The sequence below is a fragment of the Micromonospora sp. WMMA1998 genome, assembly GCF_027497375.1.
GTDB classification, from domain to species: domain Bacteria; phylum Actinomycetota; class Actinomycetes; order Mycobacteriales; family Micromonosporaceae; genus Micromonospora; species Micromonospora sediminicola.
The window spans coordinates 6,389,331-6,406,451 of sequence record NZ_CP114911.1 but is presented as its reverse complement, the minus strand read 5'-3'; the positions used below and the strand labels follow the sequence as shown (position 1 = coordinate 6,406,451).

General features: G+C 75.7%; 16 protein-coding genes. 6 read left to right on the top strand and 10 right to left on the bottom strand.

What is annotated here, in order from left to right:
• The first annotated feature begins 52 nt into the window (after positions 1-52).
• Together O7600_RS29800 and O7600_RS29795 are read left to right on the top strand one after the other, a co-directional pair.
• Entirely contained in the window at positions 53-556 is a 504-nt protein-coding gene (locus O7600_RS29800; protein WP_281591666.1) for a hypothetical protein, read from the top strand.
• Between the two features lie 89 nt (positions 557-645).
• Positions 646-1,683, top strand: coding sequence for a helix-turn-helix domain-containing protein (locus O7600_RS29795; protein ID WP_281591665.1), 1,038 nt, complete (start codon positions 646-648; stop codon positions 1,681-1,683).
• 114 nt (positions 1,684-1,797) lie between these two features.
• Here O7600_RS29795 and O7600_RS29790 read toward each other — a convergent pair whose 3' ends face one another.
• Genes O7600_RS29790 through O7600_RS29755 form a run of 8 tightly spaced genes read right to left on the bottom strand, consistent with a single transcriptional unit; the run spans position 1,798 to position 10,443 of the window.
• Positions 1,798-2,787, bottom strand: a complete 990-nt coding sequence (locus tag O7600_RS29790; protein ID WP_281591664.1) for a DNA topoisomerase IB — start codon at positions 2,785-2,787, stop codon at positions 1,798-1,800.
• Positions 2,771-3,730, bottom strand: a complete 960-nt coding sequence (locus O7600_RS29785) for a glycosyltransferase family 9 protein (protein WP_281591663.1) — start codon at positions 3,728-3,730, stop codon at positions 2,771-2,773. The genes O7600_RS29790 and O7600_RS29785 overlap by 17 nt, the downstream gene beginning before the upstream one ends.
• A complete protein-coding gene (locus O7600_RS29780) occupies positions 3,727-4,428 on the bottom strand; it encodes an SDR family oxidoreductase (RefSeq protein ID WP_281591662.1) in 702 nt (233 codons plus the stop codon). The genes O7600_RS29785 and O7600_RS29780 overlap by 4 nt, the downstream gene beginning before the upstream one ends.
• 46 nt (positions 4,429-4,474) lie before the next feature.
• Positions 4,475-5,971, bottom strand: a complete 1,497-nt coding sequence (locus O7600_RS29775; RefSeq protein WP_281591661.1) for a PfkB family carbohydrate kinase — start codon at positions 5,969-5,971, stop codon at positions 4,475-4,477.
• An 11-nt stretch (positions 5,972-5,982) separates the two neighbouring features.
• The gene (locus O7600_RS29770; protein WP_281591660.1) at positions 5,983-6,657 is read right to left on the bottom strand and encodes an SIS domain-containing protein; all 675 of its coding nucleotides are present in this window, start codon (positions 6,655-6,657) and stop codon (positions 5,983-5,985) included.
• Positions 6,657-7,874: a glycosyltransferase gene (locus O7600_RS29765; RefSeq protein ID WP_281591659.1), complete on the bottom strand. Its 1,218-nt coding sequence runs from the start codon at positions 7,872-7,874 to the stop codon at positions 6,657-6,659. The genes O7600_RS29770 and O7600_RS29765 overlap by 1 nt, the downstream gene beginning before the upstream one ends.
• Positions 7,859-8,833, bottom strand: coding sequence for a glycosyltransferase (locus O7600_RS29760; RefSeq protein WP_281591658.1), 975 nt, complete (start codon positions 8,831-8,833; stop codon positions 7,859-7,861). Before O7600_RS29760 ends, O7600_RS29765 begins: the two co-directional genes overlap by 16 nt.
• On the bottom strand, positions 8,830-10,443 hold the full coding sequence (locus O7600_RS29755; RefSeq protein ID WP_281594298.1) for an HAD-IIIA family hydrolase: 1,614 nt from the start codon (positions 10,441-10,443) through the stop codon (positions 8,830-8,832). Before O7600_RS29755 ends, O7600_RS29760 begins: the two co-directional genes overlap by 4 nt.
• 243 nt (positions 10,444-10,686) lie before the next feature.
• On the opposite strand from O7600_RS29755, the gene O7600_RS29750 reads away from it, so the two are divergent.
• The gene (locus O7600_RS29750; protein WP_281591657.1) at positions 10,687-11,133 is read left to right on the top strand and encodes an SRPBCC family protein; all 447 of its coding nucleotides are present in this window, start codon (positions 10,687-10,689) and stop codon (positions 11,131-11,133) included.
• A gap of 90 nt (positions 11,134-11,223) precedes the next feature.
• A complete protein-coding gene (locus O7600_RS29745) occupies positions 11,224-11,991 on the top strand; it encodes a polyprenol monophosphomannose synthase (RefSeq protein WP_281591656.1) in 768 nt (255 codons plus the stop codon).
• Positions 11,992-12,389: 398 nt separating this feature from the next.
• On the opposite strand, the gene O7600_RS29740 is transcribed toward O7600_RS29745, so the two are convergent.
• Complete coding sequence (locus O7600_RS29740; RefSeq protein ID WP_281591655.1) at positions 12,390-13,982, bottom strand: NAD(P)/FAD-dependent oxidoreductase; 1,593 nt, start codon at positions 13,980-13,982, stop codon at positions 12,390-12,392.
• Between the two features lie 72 nt (positions 13,983-14,054).
• Between O7600_RS29740 and O7600_RS29735 the strand changes: the two genes are divergently transcribed.
• Positions 14,055-15,488 (top strand): aldehyde dehydrogenase family protein, encoded by a 1,434-nt coding sequence (locus O7600_RS29735; RefSeq protein WP_281591654.1) that lies wholly within the window; start codon positions 14,055-14,057, stop codon positions 15,486-15,488.
• 60 nt (positions 15,489-15,548) lie between these two features.
• Here the strand turns inward: O7600_RS29735 and O7600_RS29730 are convergent, their stop codons facing one another.
• Positions 15,549-15,953 (bottom strand): ChaB family protein, encoded by a 405-nt coding sequence (locus O7600_RS29730; protein WP_281591653.1) that lies wholly within the window; start codon positions 15,951-15,953, stop codon positions 15,549-15,551.
• A 143-nt stretch (positions 15,954-16,096) separates the two neighbouring features.
• Here O7600_RS29730 and O7600_RS29725 point away from each other — a divergent pair, with 143 nt between their 5' ends.
• A complete protein-coding gene (locus O7600_RS29725) occupies positions 16,097-17,071 on the top strand; it encodes a YihY/virulence factor BrkB family protein (protein ID WP_281591652.1) in 975 nt (324 codons plus the stop codon).
• The last annotated feature ends 50 nt before the right edge of the window (positions 17,072-17,121 follow it).

Here is a 17,121-nt window from a genome sequence, read left to right as displayed (position 1 = left end):
GGCGCCGCGTGGTGCCCGTGACAACGACGACCACGGCGAAAGGGGCCTGATCGTGATCGAGCAGCCGGCGTACACCCGGTTCGGTGTCTCCGACGAGGAGTGGGGGCTGCTGGTCGGTCTGCCGCAGGCGGTGCTCACCGCCGCCGCCGCGGCGGAGTCCGACGGCACCCGGCGCACCATGGCGGAGAACGCCGCCGGGTTGGAGACCATCGCCGCGGGGCGCGAGTCGGCGAGCCCGCTGGTGGCCGCCGTGGCCGGCGAGGTCGTCTCGCGGGTGGGCGACCCGGAGACCGGCGCGGAGATGCCGGTCATCACGCCGGACGACCCGAAGGCCATGATCGAGGACGTGCTCGCCCGGGCCGGCCAGGCGTCCGCCCTGCTCACCGGCCGGGTGGACGAGGGGCAGGCCGGCGCCTACCGGCACTGGCTGGTGGAGATCGCCGAGCAGGTGGTGGGTGCCGCCTCCACCGGCGGGATCCTGGGGATCGGCGGCGACGTGGTGAGCGACTCCGAGCGCCGGTTCCGGGACCGACTGTCCCAAGTGCTCAACGACTGAGTGACACAGGTCACGCCCCGCGGCTGCCGCCTTGCCGGCCCGCGGGGCGTCCAGCTTCATGAGAGGTGGACGAATTACGGGGGTCGACGATGGACGCAGCGCTGAGGCGGCAGGTCTTCGACACCGCGCAGGTGCCCGCTCCGGACCGCTTCGGGCTGTGGCTGGAGATGCTCGCCCGCACCCCGACGCTCACACGGATCCGCACCGAGCACGCCGACGACTTCGCGGCGCGGGCGGAGTTCCTCGAGCTGGGCCCGGTCCAGCTCATCCGGCACCGCTACCCCACGCTGCACGGCGTGCGGACCCGCAAGCTGATCCAGCGGTCCGAGGCGGACTGCTACTTGCTCGCGCTGACAGTGCACGGCACCGGCGTCGCGGACCAGGACGGGCACCGCGGCGTCTGTCCACCGGGCGACTTCACCTTCTACGACTGCGCCCGACCGCAGGAGCTGATCCACCACGCCGACGAGAATGAGCGGGCGGCGTCGATCGTCGCGCTGATCCCGTACGACGCGCTGCCGTTGCCGCACCGCCGGCTCGCGCCCCTGTTCGCCGGTCGGATGTCCGGAGCCGAGGGGATCGGCGCGCTGCTGGCCGACTACCTCATCCGCATCACCGGTCACCCCGAGCAGTACCACGCCGCCGACGCCGGCCGGCTCGGCGGCGTCGCCCTCGACCTGGTCGCCACGCTGCTCGGCCGGAACCTGGTCTCCGAGGAGGCCGTGCCCACCGAGATCCGCCGCCGCGCCCTGCTCGACCAGGTGCGCGCGTACGTGCGGCAGCACCTCGGCGACGCCACGCTGGACCCGCGGCGCATCGCCGAGGCGCACCACCTCTCGGTGCGCTCCCTGCACCGGCTCTTCGAGGCCGAGGAGACCACTGTCGCGGCGTTCGTCCGGGACGAACGGCTGGCCCGGTGCCGCCGCGACCTCGCCGACCCGGGCCTGGGCGACCGGCCGATCCAGGTCATCGCCGGTCGGTGGGGGTTCCGGGACAAGGCCCACTTCAGCCGGGCCTTCCGGGCCGCGCAGGCGGAGACACCGCAGGCGTACCGGGCCCGCCACCTGGAACGGGCACGGATCGTCAACACCACGGCGTCCGAAGTCAACCCGGCCCGGGCAGACTGAGGACGGGCCGACGCCGGCAACCGGCGCCAGCCCACTGGTAACGGGGGGCCGTGGCGCGGCGCCCGCGGTGGGTCCCGCCGCGGGCGACCGCCCCCGGTGGTCGCCCGCCCCCACTCAGTCCGCCTCCTCCTCCAGCAGCGCCAGGACGGACTTCTCCACCGCCTCCCGCGGCATCTCCGGCTGCACCGGCGCCAGCACCCCGTCGTGGTAGAGGTCGACCACGCGTGGGTCCACGTAGGACGTCCGAGCCACCGTCGGGGTGTTGCCGAGCAGTTCGGCGACCGACCGCATGACCGCGGCGACCGCCCGCCGACGGCCGGTGACGGACCGCTGCGGGCCCACCGTGGCCAGTTCGGCGGCGGCCAGGACGGTGGCGTGCCAGGTACGGAAGTCCTTCGCGGTCATCTCCCCGCCGCTGGCGTCGCGCAGGTAGTCGTTGACCTCGTCGCTGCGCACGTCCCGCCAGGACCGCCCGTCCCAGTAGCCGAAGAGCCGCTCCTGGGCGCGCCGCCGCCGGCGCAGGTTGAGCAGCACCTGGCACAGCTCGGCGTCCTCGACCCGGCGGACCTGCTCGATGCCGCCCTTCGCCAGGAACTCGAAGACCACGCACCCGCCGCGCGAGCGGGCGTGCTCGGGGCGCAGCGTGGCCACGCCGAACGTCGGGTCGTCGCCGGTGGCGTACTGGTCGCTGCCGACCCGGAACGCCCCCATGTCGAGCAGCCGGGCCACGGTGGCCAACACCCGTTCCCGCCGCAGCCCGCGCAGCGCCAGGTCGTGCGCGACCCGGTCGCGCAGCGCGGGCAGCCGGTGGGCCACCTCCAGCACGTGGTCGAACTTCGCCTCGTCCCGCTTGCGACGCCACTGCGGGTGGTAGAGGTACTGCTTGCGACCGGCCGCGTCGATGCCGGTGGCCTGGATGTGCCCGTTCGGGAACGGCGAGATCCACACGTCCCGCCAGGCGGGCGGGACGACCAGCTCGCGCAGGCGCGCCAGCTCCGCCTCGTCGCGCACCGGCTCGCCCCTCGCGTCCAGGAAGAGCCAACCCCTGCCGCGCCGCCGGCGCCCGTAGCCCGGCCGGCCCGGATCGCTACGCCGCAACCGCACCGGAGACCCGTTCCACCTCGGCCACCGCCGCCACCACCTCGTCGATCCCGATGGCACCCAATGTCGGGTGGGTTCCTACCCCGGCGAAACCCGCTGAATCCCGGTCAGGTCCGGCGGCCCGCGTGCCGCCGAGCACCCGGTGCCGGGGCCGGTCGGCCGGCGGACCCCAGCGCGCCGCCGGCACCGGACCGAACAGCACCACCGACGCGGTCCCGTAACCGGTGGCGAGGTGGGCCACGCCGGTGTCGCCGCTGACCACCAGCCGCGCGTCGGCCACCAGCGCGGCCAGTTCGGCCAGGCCGGTGCGGCCGGCCAGCACCGCCTCCGGCGGCAGCCCCGCGTCGCTGGCCACCCGGGCGGCCAGCGCCCGCTCGTCCGCCGACCCGGTGAGCACCACCCGGTGCCCGCGCGCGGTGAGCGTCCGGGCCAGCCCGGCGAAGCGGTCCGCCGGCCACCGCTTCGCCGGGACCTTGCTGCCCGGGTGCAGCACCGTCACCCCGGCCGGTACGCCCGGTCGGGGCGGGCGGCGCAGCGCCAGGTCACCCGGGTCGGCCGGCAGCGCGTACGCGTGCAGCAGCCGACACCAGCGGCGCACCTCGTGCTCGTCGTCGTCCCAGGCCGGACCGGTCGGGTGGCCGCCGGCCGGGTTGCGGTAGGCGAGCAGCCGGTCCGGCCGGGTGGCGGCCAGCGCCCGGTGCGACTCGGGCCCCCGGCCGTGCAGGTTCACCGCCACCTCCGGCGGAGGTCCGGTCCAGTCGACCCGGTCCGGCCCGTCGGTGGGCAGCACCCGGTCGACCGCCCCGGTCAGCGCTGCCAGCGGCGCCAGCCAGGCCGGCGCGGCGAGCACCAGCTCCCGTCCGGGCAGCCCGGCGCGCAGGCCGCGCAGCGCCGGGACGGCGGTGGCCAGGTCGCCGACGCCGAGCGCCCGCAGCACCAGGATCACGGGTACGAGGACTCCTGCTCGGCGCAGACCACCATCTCCCGGACCGCGCAGCCGGCCGGTTGGGAGAGCGCGAACATGACCGCGGCGGCGGTGTCGGCGGGTTCGTTGAGCACGGCGTCCGGGCCGGGACGGTACTGGGTGTCCCGCTCGTCGAAGAAGGCCGTGCGCATGCCGCCGGGGATCAGCAGGGTCACCCCGACCGCGCCGGCCAGCTCGGCGGCGAGGGCGCGGGTGAAGCCGACCACCCCGAACTTCGCCGCGCAGTAGGCGGTGGCGTCGCTGACCGCCTTGACGCCGAGCGTGGAGGCGACGGTGACGATGGTCCCCCGGGACGCCTCCAGGTAGGGCAGCGCCGCCCGGATCACCGCCGCCGTGGCGAGCAGGTCCACCGTGACGATCCGCTCCCAGGTCTCGGCCGGCACGTCGATCAGCTTCCCGGGCACGTCCATGCCGGCCGCGGTGACCACCGCGTCCAGTCCGCCGGAGCGTTCCGCGAGGTCCCGCGTGGCGGCCTCGGCGGCGCGGGTGTCGGCCAGGTCGCACTCGGCCCACGGCACCCCGTCGGCGGGACGCTGCCGGTCCAGCACGAGCGGTCGGCCGCCGGAGCGGGCCACGGCGGCGACGACGGCCGCGCCGAGCCCGCTGGACCCGCCGGTGACCAGGACGGTGGGACCGGCTCCGGGCAGGCCGTCGCTCATGCCGCCTCCCGCCGTCCGGTGGTGCCGGACCGGATGCCTCGCTCGCTCATCGTGCTCCCTTCGCAGTGGACCGGACGGTCGTCTCCGCGACGGCCTCCGCCGGGGTCACCGTCGCGGCCGGCCAGCCGCCGTGCCCGCGGCCCGCGCGGGCCGCCGCGATCATGTCGGTGGTGGAGCGCCCGTCCAGGTACGGCACGACCACCGTGTGCCCGCCCCAGCGGGCCAGGACCTCCGCCTCGGGCAGCGTCTCGGTGCCGCCGCCACTGGCGTAGTCGCCGCCCTTGACCCAGATGTCCGGGCGCAGCCAGGACAGCGCCGCGTGCGGCGTCGACTCGTCGAAGATCAGCACCGCGTCCACGCAGCCCAGCGCGGCCAGCAGCCGACCCCGGTCGCCCTGCGGCACGACCGGGCGCTCCGGCCCCTTGAGCCGGGCCACGCTGGCGTCGGAGTTCAGGCAGACCACCAGGCAGTCACCGAGCTGCCGGGCCGCCTGGAGCGTCGCCACGTGCCCGGCGTGCAGCAGGTCGAAGCAGCCGCCGGTGGCGACCACGGTGCCGCCGGCCGCGCGTACCCGGGACACCACCTCGCCGGCCGCGCGGGCGCCGATCCGCTCCCCGCCCACGGTGACCACCGCCGGGGCGGCGGTCCGGACCGGCGCCGGCAGCGCGGTCGCCACTCCCCCGTCGGCCACGTACGCCGACGCCTCGGCGACCGCCTCCTGTACCGCCTCGGACACCAGCGCGCCCCGGGCCAGCGCCAGCGTGGCGGTGGCCGCGAACCGGTCCCCGGCGCCGCAGGTGTCCCCCTCGGCGGCGGGCGCCGGCACCACCAGCGGGGTGGAGCCGGCGTGGCAGAGCAGCGCGCCGTCGCCGCCCAACGTCACCGCGACCGCGCCCGCCTGCCAGCGGCGGCGCAACGCCTGCGCGCTGCGGGACGCGGCGGACAGGCGGGAGCCGCCCGGCGGGACCTTGGCCAAGTCGCGGGCCTCCGGCTCGTTCGGGGTGGCCAGGTGCACGCCCGGCACCGCCGCCGGGCCGCGCGGGTGCGGGTCCCAGACCACCGGCGCCCGGGTGGCGGCGAGCGCGGCGCGCAGCGCCGGTAGCCCGGCGACCCCCCGACCGTAGTCGCTGACCAGCACCGCGGACGCGGCGGCGAGCAGCCGCAGGACGGCCTCGCTCGGCTCCCCCGGCACGCCGGTCGCCCCGCCCCGGTCGTGCCGCAGGAGCACCCGCCCCCGAGCCCGCAGCCGGATCTTCTCCGGCGTCGCGCCGGCCAGTGGGAGCGCGTACAGCCGCACCCCGGCGGCGGCGAGCAGGGTACCCAGCCGCGCCCCGCCGGCGTCGTCGGCGACGGCGGTGACCAGCGCGACCTCGGCGCCCTGCGCGGCCGCGAAGACCGCGGCCAGGCCGGCGCCGCCGGGACGGTCCACGGACGTGGTCTCGTCCAGCACCGGCACCGGCGAGTCCGGGCAGAGCCGGTTCACCAGCCCCTCGACGTCCCGGTCCAGCAGCGTGTCACCGAGCACCACCACGGGTCCCGCCATGCTCGACCTCCTCATCGGGCCTGCACCTCCGGATCCGGGTCGTCGAGCACCACCTCGACGCCGGCGCGCACCGGTCCGGCAGGGGCGCGGGCGGCGAGCGCCGCGGGCAGTTCCCGGTCGACGTACTCGCAGAGCACGTGCACGGCCACCAGGTGCAGCTCCTGCACCACCTGCCCGTCCGGCGAGTCGATCGCGAGCCGTTCGTGGCAGAGGTCGGCGAGGGGGTTGGGGGCGGGGCCGGTGAAGGCCCAGCAGCGTAGGCCGGTGTCGTGGGCGGCGTGGGCGGCGGTGAGGAGGTTCGGGCTGGTGCCGCTGGTGGACAGGAGCAGGAGGAGGTCGTCGGGTCGGCCGTGGGCGCGGACCTGGCGGGCGAAGATTTCGTCGTATCCGTAGTCGTTGCCGATGGCGGTGAGGGCGCTGGTTTCGGCGTGCAGGGCGATGGCGGAGAGGGGTTGGCGGTCGTGGCGGAGTTTGCCGACGAGTTCGGCGGTGAGGTGTTGGGCTTCGGCGGCGCTGCCGCCGTTGCCGGCCACCAGCAACCGCCCGCCGGCGGCGAGCCGGTGCGCCACCTCCCGACCCCAGCGGGCCAGCAGGTGCTCCGCGTCCCGCAGCGGCAGCAGCGCGGCGGCCAGCCGGGTCAGGTGGTCCTCCAGCACCGTCCCGCCGGCAGCCGGCGCGGCCGCCATCAGGCGACCACCCGGGTCGGCCGGCGCACGGTGGCCACCTCGCCGTACAGCTCGCCCAGCCGGTCGGCGGCGGTGGCCCAGGAGTAGCGGGCCCGGGCGCGTTCCAGCGCCGCGGTGGCATAGGCGAAGCGGCGGATCCGGTCGCCGAGCAGGCCGCGGATCGCCGCGCCGAGCGCCGCCGGGTCGCGGGCCGGCACCAGGTCGCCGGTACGTCCCGGCACCACCGTGTCGATCAGCCCGCCGACCGCCGTGCCGACCACCGGCACACCGCAGGCCATCGCCTCCAGCGGGGTGAGCCCGAACGGCTCGTACCAGGGGGCGGCGACCAGCACGTCCGCCGAGCGGTACCAGCGCCCCATCTCCTCGCGGGGCACCGCGCCGACGAGGCGGACCCGGTCGGCGAGGCCGAGCGAGTCGGCGAGCGCCCGCAGGCGCAACGCGTACGGGTCGGTCTCCAGCAGGCCGGCCGGTGGTCCGCCGACCACCACGCACTCGGCGTCCGGGACCAGCGCGACGGCATGGATGACGTCCTGGAAGCCCTTGCGCTCGACCAGTCGGCCGACGGTGAGGATGCGGGCCCGGCCGCCGTCCCGCTCGGCGACCGGGCCGAGCGGACCGAAGGTGGACAGGTTCACCCCCGACGGCACGACGGTCATCCGGGAGCGGGGCACGCCCATCCGGACCAGCTCGGCGACCTCGTCCTGGCACTGGGCGACCACCCGGTCGACCGCGCGGCCCAGGTCCCGTTCGTGGTCGATCCGGCCCGGCGGGCTGGTGTCCTGGGCGCCCTGGTGGCGGCGCTTGACGGTGCCCAGCGCGTGGTAGGTCTGCACCACCGGCACGCCGGTGCGTCGGGCGGCGGCGAGCCCGGCCAGTCCGCTCATCCAGAAGTGCGCGTGCACGACCTCGGGCTGCCAGTCGCCGGCGCGCCACCGGTCGGCCAGCCAGTCGGAGAACGCCGGCATGTACGGCAGCAGGTCGTCCTTGGCCACCGGCTCGGCCGGGCCGGCGGGGACGTGGACCACCTCGTACCCGTCCGGGGCGCGGACGGTCACCGGCAGGTCCACCGCGTCGAGCCGGGTGTAGACCCGGACGTCGTGACCGGCGGCCGCGAGCGCGGCGGAGAGCTCGGCGACATGCGTGTTCTGGCCACCGGCGTCCTCCCCGCCGAGGACGGCGAGCGGGCTGGCGTGTTCCGAGATCATCGCGATGCGCATACTTCCTCCTCCAGCAGCCGGTCCCAGTCGGCGAGGAATCGCTCCAGGCCGTAGCGGTCACGGGCGGCGGCCCGGGCCGCGGCGCCCGCCCGGCGGGCGGCCGCCGGGTCGTCCAGCAGGCCCCGGGCGGCGTCGACCAGCACGTCGACCCGGGTGGAGAGCGCGCCGGCGGCGGGTGGCACCGCCTCGACCGCCTCGGTGGTGGCCAGTGCCACCACCGGCATGCCCATGGTCATCGCCTCGATCAGGCTGAGCCCGAGTGAGGTCCAGCGGCACAGGTGCAGGTACGCGCGGCGCCGGGCCAGCTCGGCGTGCATGGCGTGCTGGGGCACGTCGTCGTGGCTGATCAGGCGGTCCTCGGGCAGCCCGAGGTGGGCGGCGAGCCCGGCCACCTTCATGCCGTAGACGTCCAGCGGCGCCAGCGCGGCGAACCGGGCGAGCAGGTCGGTGCCGGTGACCCGCCAGCGGCGTACCGGCTCGTTGATGACCACGGCGAGGCGGTCGAGTTCGCCGGTCCAGTCGACGGTGGGGGCGACGACGCCGTGTTCGACGACGGCGGTGCGGGTGGCGCCGTTGTCGTAGAACAGTTCGTTGAAGTGGGTGACGTGGGTGAGCAGGAGGTCGTCGCGGTCGGCCATCGGGTGGCGGGTGTTCGGCACGTCGCCCTTGGGGGTGTTGTGTTCGACGTAGATCGCCGGCACGTCCCGGCCCACCCGCCGGCCGAGCCACTCGCAGGCCAGATCGAACTCCTCGGGGCGTTGCAGGACCACCACGTCGACGTCGGTTGTGGCCAGTTCGTCCGGGGTGACCTCGACGGCGGTGTCCGGCCAGGGGTAGGTGCGGGCGCGGCCGAGTCCGTAGGGGCCGCGGTCGGGGGTGACCGGCACCAGGTAGCGGTGCTTGCCGTGCACGAACGACGTGGTCCACGAGCCGTGCACGTGCCACAGCAGGATGTTCATCCGACCACCCCGCCGGGGACGGGCGCCGGCACGGCGGCGGGCACGCCGAGCAGTCGCAGCGCCTCCAGCACCCGGCCCGGCTCGACCGCCGACAGGCACGGGTGCCCGGGCACCGGGCAGGCGGTGGCCCGGGTGTCGCGGCAGGGCGCGGCGGCGTCGCCGAGGCGGACCGTGGGCACCCGGTAGGGCCCCCACTGCCCGAACGGGACGGTCGGGGCGAAGAGACTGACCACCGGCACGCCCAGCGCCGCGGCCAGGTGCGCCGGGCCGGTGTTGCCGACCACCAGCGCGCCGGCCCCGGCGATCACGCCGGCCAGCTCGCCGAGTCCGGTACGCCCGCCCAGGTCGATCCCGCCGGCCGCGGCGACCCGGGCGGTCAGCTCGCGTTCGTCCGGCCCGCCGGTGACCAGCACCCGGTGCCCGGCCGCGCCGAGCACCCGGACCACCCGGGTGGCCAGCTCCACCGGGCAGGCGCGGGTCTCCACCGAGGACCCCGGGTGCAGCACCACGTAGCCGGGCGGCGAGGCCGCGGCCGGCACCGGCGGCAGCCGGTCGGTGCGCAGGCGTAGTCCGGGTTGGTCGTCGGGGGGCAGGGGGTAGCCGGCAGCGGCGGCGAGGGAGAGGGCGCGTTCGGGTTCGGGTACGCCGGCGGGGACGCGGTGGCGGACGTCGAGCAGGGCGCCGGGGTAGTCGTCGCTGATGGCACTGATGTGGGGGATGCCGGCGAGGCGCAGCAGCAGGGCCAGGGGCAGGGGTGACTGGTGGAAGCTGGTGAAGATGACGGCGTCGTCGGCGCCGACGGCGGCGAGCCGGGCGGTGAGGGCCTGGATGGCGTCGGGGTCGACGGGTGGGGCGGGGGCGTCGATCCAGGGCAGCGGCCATTCGACGATCTCGTCGACGCCGGGCAGCAGGTCGGCGGCGGCGCGGCCACGAGGGCCGCACAGGAGCACCACCCGGTCGGCGCCGGCGGCGACGGCGCGAATGCCCGGGCCGGTGACCAGCACGTCCCCGGCCGCGTCGCTGCGGACCACCAGCACGGTCCCCCGGGCCGGACGACGCGCGGGCGCCGGGGCGGCCACCAGTCGCATCCGGGCCAGCACGGTGTCCACCGCGTCGGGCAGGTCGGCGGCGACCGTCGGCGCGGCGGCCACCTCGGCCGCCCGGGTGGCCGGCGTGGGCACCAGGACGCCGGCGGCGCCGGCCGCGGCGGCCGCGGACATGTCGGCGCCGATGTCCCCGATCAGCACGCACCGGGTCGGCACGGTGCCGAGCGCCCGGGCGGCGTCGTGCACCAGGCCGGGCGCGGGCTTGCGGCAGGCGCAGCGGTCGGACTCCGCGTGCGGGCAGATCGCCCAGTGGTCGAACGGACCGAGCAGCTCCTCGACCCGGGCGTGCACCCGACGCATGTCCTCGGCGGTGAAGTACCCCCGCGCCAACCCGGACTGGTTGGTCACCACGGCCAGCCGCAACCCGGCCGCCCGCAACCGGTCCAACGCCTCCCGCGCCCCCGGCACCGGCCGCACCTTCTCCGGATCCCCGTTGTACGGCACGTCCTCCACCAGCGTGCCGTCCCGATCCAGCAGCACCGCGTCGTACAGGCCGGACGGCAGCCGGCCAGAACCCGGGCTAACCCCGGCTGACCTGCACTGATCCCGCTCGTGGTCCGGTTGCACGGGCGGCGGGTTCCCGAGCCCCCGAGGAGTAAACGTCACCTTCGGCGGAGCCCACCCCGCCGGCGCCGCACGGGCCGGTCCACGCCTGCCACGCCCGGCCCGGTGCGGCGATACCCGCCGCCCCGGAGAAGCTAACCCGTCCGCTGTTAGCGGCGGCTCCGGCGGGGGTACCGGACGGTGGTGGCAGTCGTGGAGAAAGTGATCGACGCACCCCCGGAGCAGGTCTTCGAGGTGCTCGCCGACGGGTGGACGTACAGCGACTGGGTGGTCGGCACCACGCACGTGCGGGACGTGGACGACGACTGGCCGCGGGTCGGCAGCCGGTTGCACCACCGGGCCGGCCCCTGGCCGCTCTCGCTGCAGGACGCGTCCACCGTGCTGGAGTGCCGCGCGCCGCACCGGCTCGTGCTGCGGGCCGGGCTCTGGCCGGCCGGTGAGGCGATCGTGGCGTTCGTCCTGGAGCCGCTGGACGACGGGCGGACCCGGGTGACGATCGGCGAGGACTTCGCCGCCGGACCGCTGCGCTGGGTCCGCACCAAGCTCAACGATCTGGTGCTGCACCTGCGGAACAAGGAGACGCTGGCCCGGCTGTCGGACATCGCCACGCGACAGAGACCGGACCGGTGATCGGACGGTCGCGGGGCGTCTGTGCGGAGCCGATCAGGTGGACTGGCTACCCTCTCTGGTGAACCTGTCGGCCGACCGAGGAAGTCCGTGATGATCGAACCCGTGCAGTTGCCCTCCCCGTGGGCGGACGCGCGCCTGACCGTCGTCGTTCCGACCTACAACGAGGCGGGCAACCTCCCGGTGCTGGTCGAGCGCCTCCTCGCGCTGCCGCTGCCGGGGCTGAAGGTGCTCGTCGCGGACGACAACTCCCCCGACGGCACCGGTGAGGTGGCCGACAAGCTGGCCATCGAGCACCCCGACCGGATCCTGGTGGTGCACCGTCCGGGCAAGGAGGGCCTCGGCCGGGCGTACGTGGACGGGATCAGCCGCGCCATCGACGACGGCGCGGAGTTCGTCGCCCAGATGGACGCCGACCTGTCGCACCCGCCGGAGGCGCTGCCCGGCATGCTCGGCGCGCTGCTCTCCACCCAGGCGGCCGTGGTCATCGGCTCCCGCTACGTGCCCGGCGGCGAGTTGGACGAGAACTGGCCGCTCTACCGCCGCGCGCTCAGCGGCTGGGCGAACCTCTACGTGCACACGCTGCTGCGGGTGCGGATCCGGGACCTGACCGCCGGCTTCAAGATCTGGCGGGCGGACGCGCTGCGCACCATCGGGCTGGACCGGGTCCAGTCCAACGGCTACAGCTTCCAGGTGGAGATGCACTACCTCGCCACGAAGCTCGGCCACACCATCCTGGAGGTGCCGATCCGCTTCGAGGAGCGTCGCGAGGGCGACTCGAAGATGACCACCGCCACCAAGATCGAGAGCGCGCTGATGCCGTTCAAGCTGCGCAGCCGGCACCGCAACCTCGACTCCTGACCGGCCCTCCGGTCTCTCCGCTCCGCTCCACAACGGGTGCACGCTGCGTAACCGTGACGCAGCGTGCGTCTGCCTGTCGGGGCCGTACCCACGCCCGTGCCGCCTGCTCTGCCGCCGTCGACGCACCAGTCCGTTGAGCTGCGACGGAGGGGATCGCCGGGTCGACCGTACGATCACCGCATCTCTACCGTGAGTCACCGCCGCGTAGAGGGCTGCAGAGCAAGGCGGCGGAGGGGTGTGCCCTGACCCCGCACATCGGTCACGCCGCGTCACCGCTAGACGCCCGGGCGGCGCTCCATCGGCCCGGGACGAAGGCGCGACCAGCCGGGAGAGCGTTCGACCCGAGCGGGAAGGGCGCCACGCGAGCCGGGGCGGCACCAGCTCGGCGGGTCAGCGGGTCAGCGGTAGACCGAGCGGTGGGCCGCGGCGATCGTCCGGGCGTACACCCCGCCCGTGACGGCCCGGTCGCGGGCCAGGGCCGCGCGGGCCGCGTTCGCGCCCGGCGCGCCGTGCACGCCGCCGCCCGGGTGCGCCGAGGCGCTGGCCAGGTAGAGCCGGTCCACCGGGGTGTCCGCCCGACCCAGGCCGGGGATCGGCCGCAGGAAGAGCTGCTGGTACGCCGCCGCGGTGCCGCCGCCCAGCGCGCCGCCGACCAGGCTCGGCTCGGCCTCCTCCAGGTCGGCCGGACCGGCCACGTGCCGCCCGAGGACGGACGCGCGGAAACCCGCCGCGGCGGCCTCCAGCACCTCCTCCATCCGTTCCACGTGTGCCGCCACGTCCTCGGCCCGCCAGTTCCGGCGGAACGGCAGGTGGGTGTAGGACCAGAGCGACTCGGTGCCCGGCGGTGAGTGGCTCGGTTCGGCCACCGTCATCTGGCCGACCAGCAGGAACGGGTCCGCCGGCACCTCACCGCGGGCCAGCGCGGCGGCGTACGTGGTGAGCCCGTCCAGGTCCGCGCCGAGATGCACGGTGCCGGCGCCGGCCAGCTCGCGGTTCTGCCACGGCATCGGCGCCGACAGCGCCCAGTCGACCTTGAGCGTGGAGCCGTCCCACCGGAAGTGCGCCAGGTCCTCCACCAGCCGGGGCGGTAGCGCCGCCGCGCCGACCAGGTCCAGGTAGAGCGCCGGCGCGGGGACGTCGGCGAGCACGGCACGTCGGGCGCGCCAGTCGGTCCCGCCGGCGGTCCGCACGCCCATCGCCCGCCCCCGCGCGGTGAGCACCCGCTCGACCCGGGCGCCGTACTCGATCCGACCGCCACGGGCGACGAGCCGGGCGACCAGCGCGTCGGTGATCCGCTGCGCGCCGCCCACCGGCACCGGCCAGCCGACCTGCTGGCCGAGCATGGCGAGCAACCAGCCGTACACCCCCGAGCCGGCCTCCTCCGGGGACAGGTCGGTGTGCAGGGCGCAACCGGCCAGCAGCGCCGGCCCGCCCTCGCCGTCGAAGAGTTCCGCGCCGAGCTTGCGCACCGGGAGCACGAGCCGCCGGGCCAGCCGCAGCGCGCCGGCGACCCGGAGCCGGCGCAGCAGGCCCAGCCCGCCGCGCACCGGCGGGAACGGGCTGGTGATGGCGTCCAGCATCGGCTCGGCCACCTGGCGCCAGTCCGCGTACGCGTGCCGCCAGCGCTCCCCGTCGCCCGGGGCGAACGTCTCCATCGACGCGGCTGTGCGGTCGAGATCGCGGTTGACCACTGCGGCCCGGCCGTCCGGGAGCAGGTGCGCCAGCACGTCCGGCGCGTTGGTCCAGGACAGGCCGTGGCGCTCCAGGTCGAGCCCGCCCAGCACCGGGGAGGCGTAGCCGAGTGGATAGAACGAGCTGTAGAGGTCGCTGAGGTAGCCGGGTGCGGTCACCTGCGCCGAGCGCACCGCTCCGCCGGGCGCCTCGGTGGCCTCCAGCACGAGGACGTCCCAGCCCGCGTCGGCCAACAGGTTCGCGGCCACCAGACCGTTGTGCCCGGCCCCGATCACGACGGCGTCGGCGGTCGAAATCATCCGATCCGCCTACCCGGCCGGTCCCCGGGCGAAACGCGTTTGCCTCGTCCGGACCGGGGCATCCATGGCCGCATGTACACGGTTGCGCAGCTCATAGGTGGGGTGTGGGGCGCCGGTGGCGAGGGCGGCGAACTGGTCGTCCACGACCCGGCCGACGGATCGCCCGTGACCCGGGCGCCGGTGGCCACTGCGGACGAGGTGGCCAAGGCGGTCGAGGCCGCCCGGGGCGCCGCCGCGGAGTGGGCGGCCACCGCGCCGGCCGAACGGGCCGCCGCGCTGCATCGCGCGGCGGACGCGGTCGAGGCCGCGGCGGCGGAGCTCGCCGAGGCGACCACCGCGGAGATGGGCAAGCCCCTGGACGACGCGCGGGGCGGCGTGGCGGCGGGCGTCGGCACGCTGCGACAGTACGCCGAGCTGACGCCGGTGCGGGGCGGACGGACCCTGCACGGCAGCCACCCGGCGCTGGACTTCATGGCTCCCGAGCCGCGCGGCGTGGTCGCCGCGATCACCCCCTGGAACGACCCGGTGGCGGTCGCCTGCGGCCTGCTCGGCGCGGCGCTGGTGACCGGGAACGTGGTGCTGCACAAGCCGAGCGAGCGCACCCCGGCCACCGGGTGGCTGCTGGCCCGGGCGTTGGACTCGGCGTTGCCGGCCGGGGTGCTGTCGCTGCTCACCGGCGGCGCGGAGGTGGGCGCCGCGCTGGCCGGTCAGGAGCTGGACGTGGTGGCCCACGTCGGGTCCACCGCGACCGGCCGGGCGATCGCCGCGGCGGGCGCGCGCACCGGCGCGAAGGTGCTGCTGGAGAACGGCGGCAGCGACCCGCTGGTGGTCGACGCGGACGTCGACCCGGTCTGGGCGGCCGAACAGGCGGCGCTGGGCTGCTTCGCCAACGCCGGCCAGATCTGCGTCGCGGTGGAGCGGATCTACGTGCACCGCGACGTCGCCGAGGACTTCGTCGACGCGCTGGTGGCCCGCGCCGAGGCGCTCGCCACCGGACCCGGCCGTGACCCGGACACGCAGCTCGGCCCGCTCGTCGACCGGCGGCACCGGGACCACGTGCACGGGCAGGTCACCGCCGCGGTGGCCGAGGGCGCCCGGGTACGCACCGGCGGCACGATCCCGGACGGGCCGGGCGCGTTCTACCCGGCCACCGTGGTGGAGGGCTGCCGCCACGAGATGGCGCTGGTCCGCGAGGAGACGTTCGGTCCGGTCGCCCCGGTGGTGGTGGTCGACTCGTTCAGCGAGGGGCTGCGCTGCGCGGCCGACTCCCCGTACGGTCTGGCGGCCACGGTGCTGACCGGCTCGATGAGCCACGCCCAGCGGGCCTGGCGGGAACTGCCGGTCGGCACCGTCAAGGTCAACGCGGTCTTCGGCGGCGCGCCGGGCGGCGCGGCCCAGCCGCGCCGGGGCAGCGGCCAGGGCTTCGGGTACGGCCCGGAGCTGCTCGACGAGTTCAGCGCGGTGAAGGTGGTGCACCTGGAGGCGCCGGGCGGCGGCCACTGGTGAGCCGACACCGTCGAGCCCGGGACCTGCGGAGTCCCGGGCTCGACGTCGTACGGTGGCGGTTCAGCGACCGCCGCGCGCCTTGCGGGTGGCGGTGTTGTTGGCCTTCTCGATCGCCTTCACCAGCTCCGGCTTGGTCATCCGCGACCGGCCGCGCACGTCCAGTTTCTTCGCCACCTCCATGAGGTGGTCCTTGGTGGCGTTGGCGTCCACGCCGCCGGCCGTGGGCGCACGGCGGGCCGGTCCACCGCCGGCGGCCTGCTTGTCGCTCGGCCCCTTGCGGCCCTTCGGCTCCCAGTGGTCGCCGACCTTCTCGAACTCGTGCTTGACCGCGGCGAAGGCGGCGCGGTGAGCCCGCTCCCCCTCGCCGTACGTCTCGACCGCCGAGTCGTGCGTCTTCTCCCAGGTCCGCTGCGCCTTGGCCGGGGACCGCTTCAGCGTGCTGGGCAGCACCTCACGCCCGGGCATCTCGTCCACCTCCGTCTCGATCGGGTGTCCCCTGTCGTTCCCTTCCCCTACGGGGACAAACCGGCGCGCGGTTTGTCGATTTCCGCCGTGGGGTACCGCCGGGCCACGCCCGGTGGCGCGGCCGGCGCGTGGAGGAGGCGGTCATGACGGCGACGACACCACCCGCGGTCGGTGACCGGCCCCGGTCCCGTTTCCCGCGACGCATCCGTCAGCTGAACTGGCGCACCTGGCGGGGTGTGCTGGTGCGCAGCGGCCAGGGCTTCGTCAAGGACAACTGCGCCGACTGGGCGGCCGCGCTCACCTACTACGGGGTGCTGGCGCTCTTCCCGTCCACGGTCGTGGTGGTGGCGTTGGTCGGGCTGGTCTCCGACGGTCCGCGCACGGTGGACACCGTGATCGACCTGGCGCGCGAGATCGGGGCCGGCTCGGTGGTCGGCAACGACGCGTTCGTCGGTGTGGTGCGCAACGTGGTCGAGCAGCAGGGGTCGGCGAAGGTGCTGCTGAGCTTCGGCCTGCTCGGCGCGCTGTGGTCCGCCTCCGGCTTCATCGGCGCGTTCACCCGGGCCTCCAACGCGATCTACGGGGTCGAGGAGGGGCGGCCGTTCTACCGCCTGCGTCCGCTGCAGATCGGCATGGCCGCGATCACGCTGCTGCTGCTCGCGGTGGTGGCCACCGGGCTGATCGTCAGCGGCCCGGTCACCGACGCGGTGGGCGACCTGCTGCACGCCGGCGCCCTGGCCCGGACCTCCTGGTCGGTGACGAAGTGGCCGCTGCTGGCCCTGGTCGCGATGACGTTGCTGTCGCTGCTGTTCTGGATCGCGCCGAACGTGCGGCAGCCGCGCTTCCGCTGGCTCACCCCCGGCGGCGCGCTGGCGCTGCTGGTGTGGGTGGCGTCCTCCTTCGGCTTCGGTCTCTACGTGGCCAACTTCGGCTCCTACGACGTCACCTACGGCAGCCTCGGCGCGGTGATCGCGTTCCTGGTCTGGCTCTACCTGTCGAACTGCGCGCTGATGCTCGGCGTGCAGGTCAACGCGGAGCTGCAACGGGGCCGGGCGATGCAGGCCGGGGTGGACGAGCCGGACGAGCCGGTGCTGCCGCCACGCGCGCCGGCCGACTGAGGACCGGCCGCCCGGTTCCGCCCCGGGTGACCGGGTCCCCCGACCCGCGC

Bases quoted from the DNA above. Each gene is read 5' to 3' on its own strand.
- O7600_RS29795 (WP_281591665.1), top strand. From the start codon at position 646: ATGGACGCAGCGCTGAGGCGGCAGGTCTTCGACACCGCGCAGGTGCCC.
- O7600_RS29780 (WP_281591662.1), bottom strand. From the start codon at position 4,428: ATGAGCGACGGCCTGCCCGGAGCCGGTCCCACCGTCCTGGTCACCGGC.
- O7600_RS29775 (WP_281591661.1), bottom strand. From the start codon at position 5,971: ATGGCGGGACCCGTGGTGGTGCTCGGTGACACGCTGCTGGACCGGGAC.
- O7600_RS29770 (WP_281591660.1), bottom strand. From the start codon at position 6,657: ATGGCGGCCGCGCCGGCTGCCGGCGGGACGGTGCTGGAGGACCACCTG.
- O7600_RS29765 (WP_281591659.1), bottom strand. From the start codon at position 7,874: ATGCGCATCGCGATGATCTCGGAACACGCCAGCCCGCTCGCCGTCCTC.
- O7600_RS29760 (WP_281591658.1), bottom strand. From the start codon at position 8,833: ATGAACATCCTGCTGTGGCACGTGCACGGCTCGTGGACCACGTCGTTC.
- O7600_RS29745 (WP_281591656.1), top strand. From the start codon at position 11,224: ATGATCGAACCCGTGCAGTTGCCCTCCCCGTGGGCGGACGCGCGCCTG.
- O7600_RS29740 (WP_281591655.1), bottom strand. From the start codon at position 13,982: ATGATTTCGACCGCCGACGCCGTCGTGATCGGGGCCGGGCACAACGGT.
- O7600_RS29735 (WP_281591654.1), top strand. From the start codon at position 14,055: ATGTACACGGTTGCGCAGCTCATAGGTGGGGTGTGGGGCGCCGGTGGC.
- O7600_RS29730 (WP_281591653.1), bottom strand. From the start codon at position 15,953: ATGCCCGGGCGTGAGGTGCTGCCCAGCACGCTGAAGCGGTCCCCGGCC.
- O7600_RS29725 (WP_281591652.1), top strand. From the start codon at position 16,097: ATGACGGCGACGACACCACCCGCGGTCGGTGACCGGCCCCGGTCCCGT.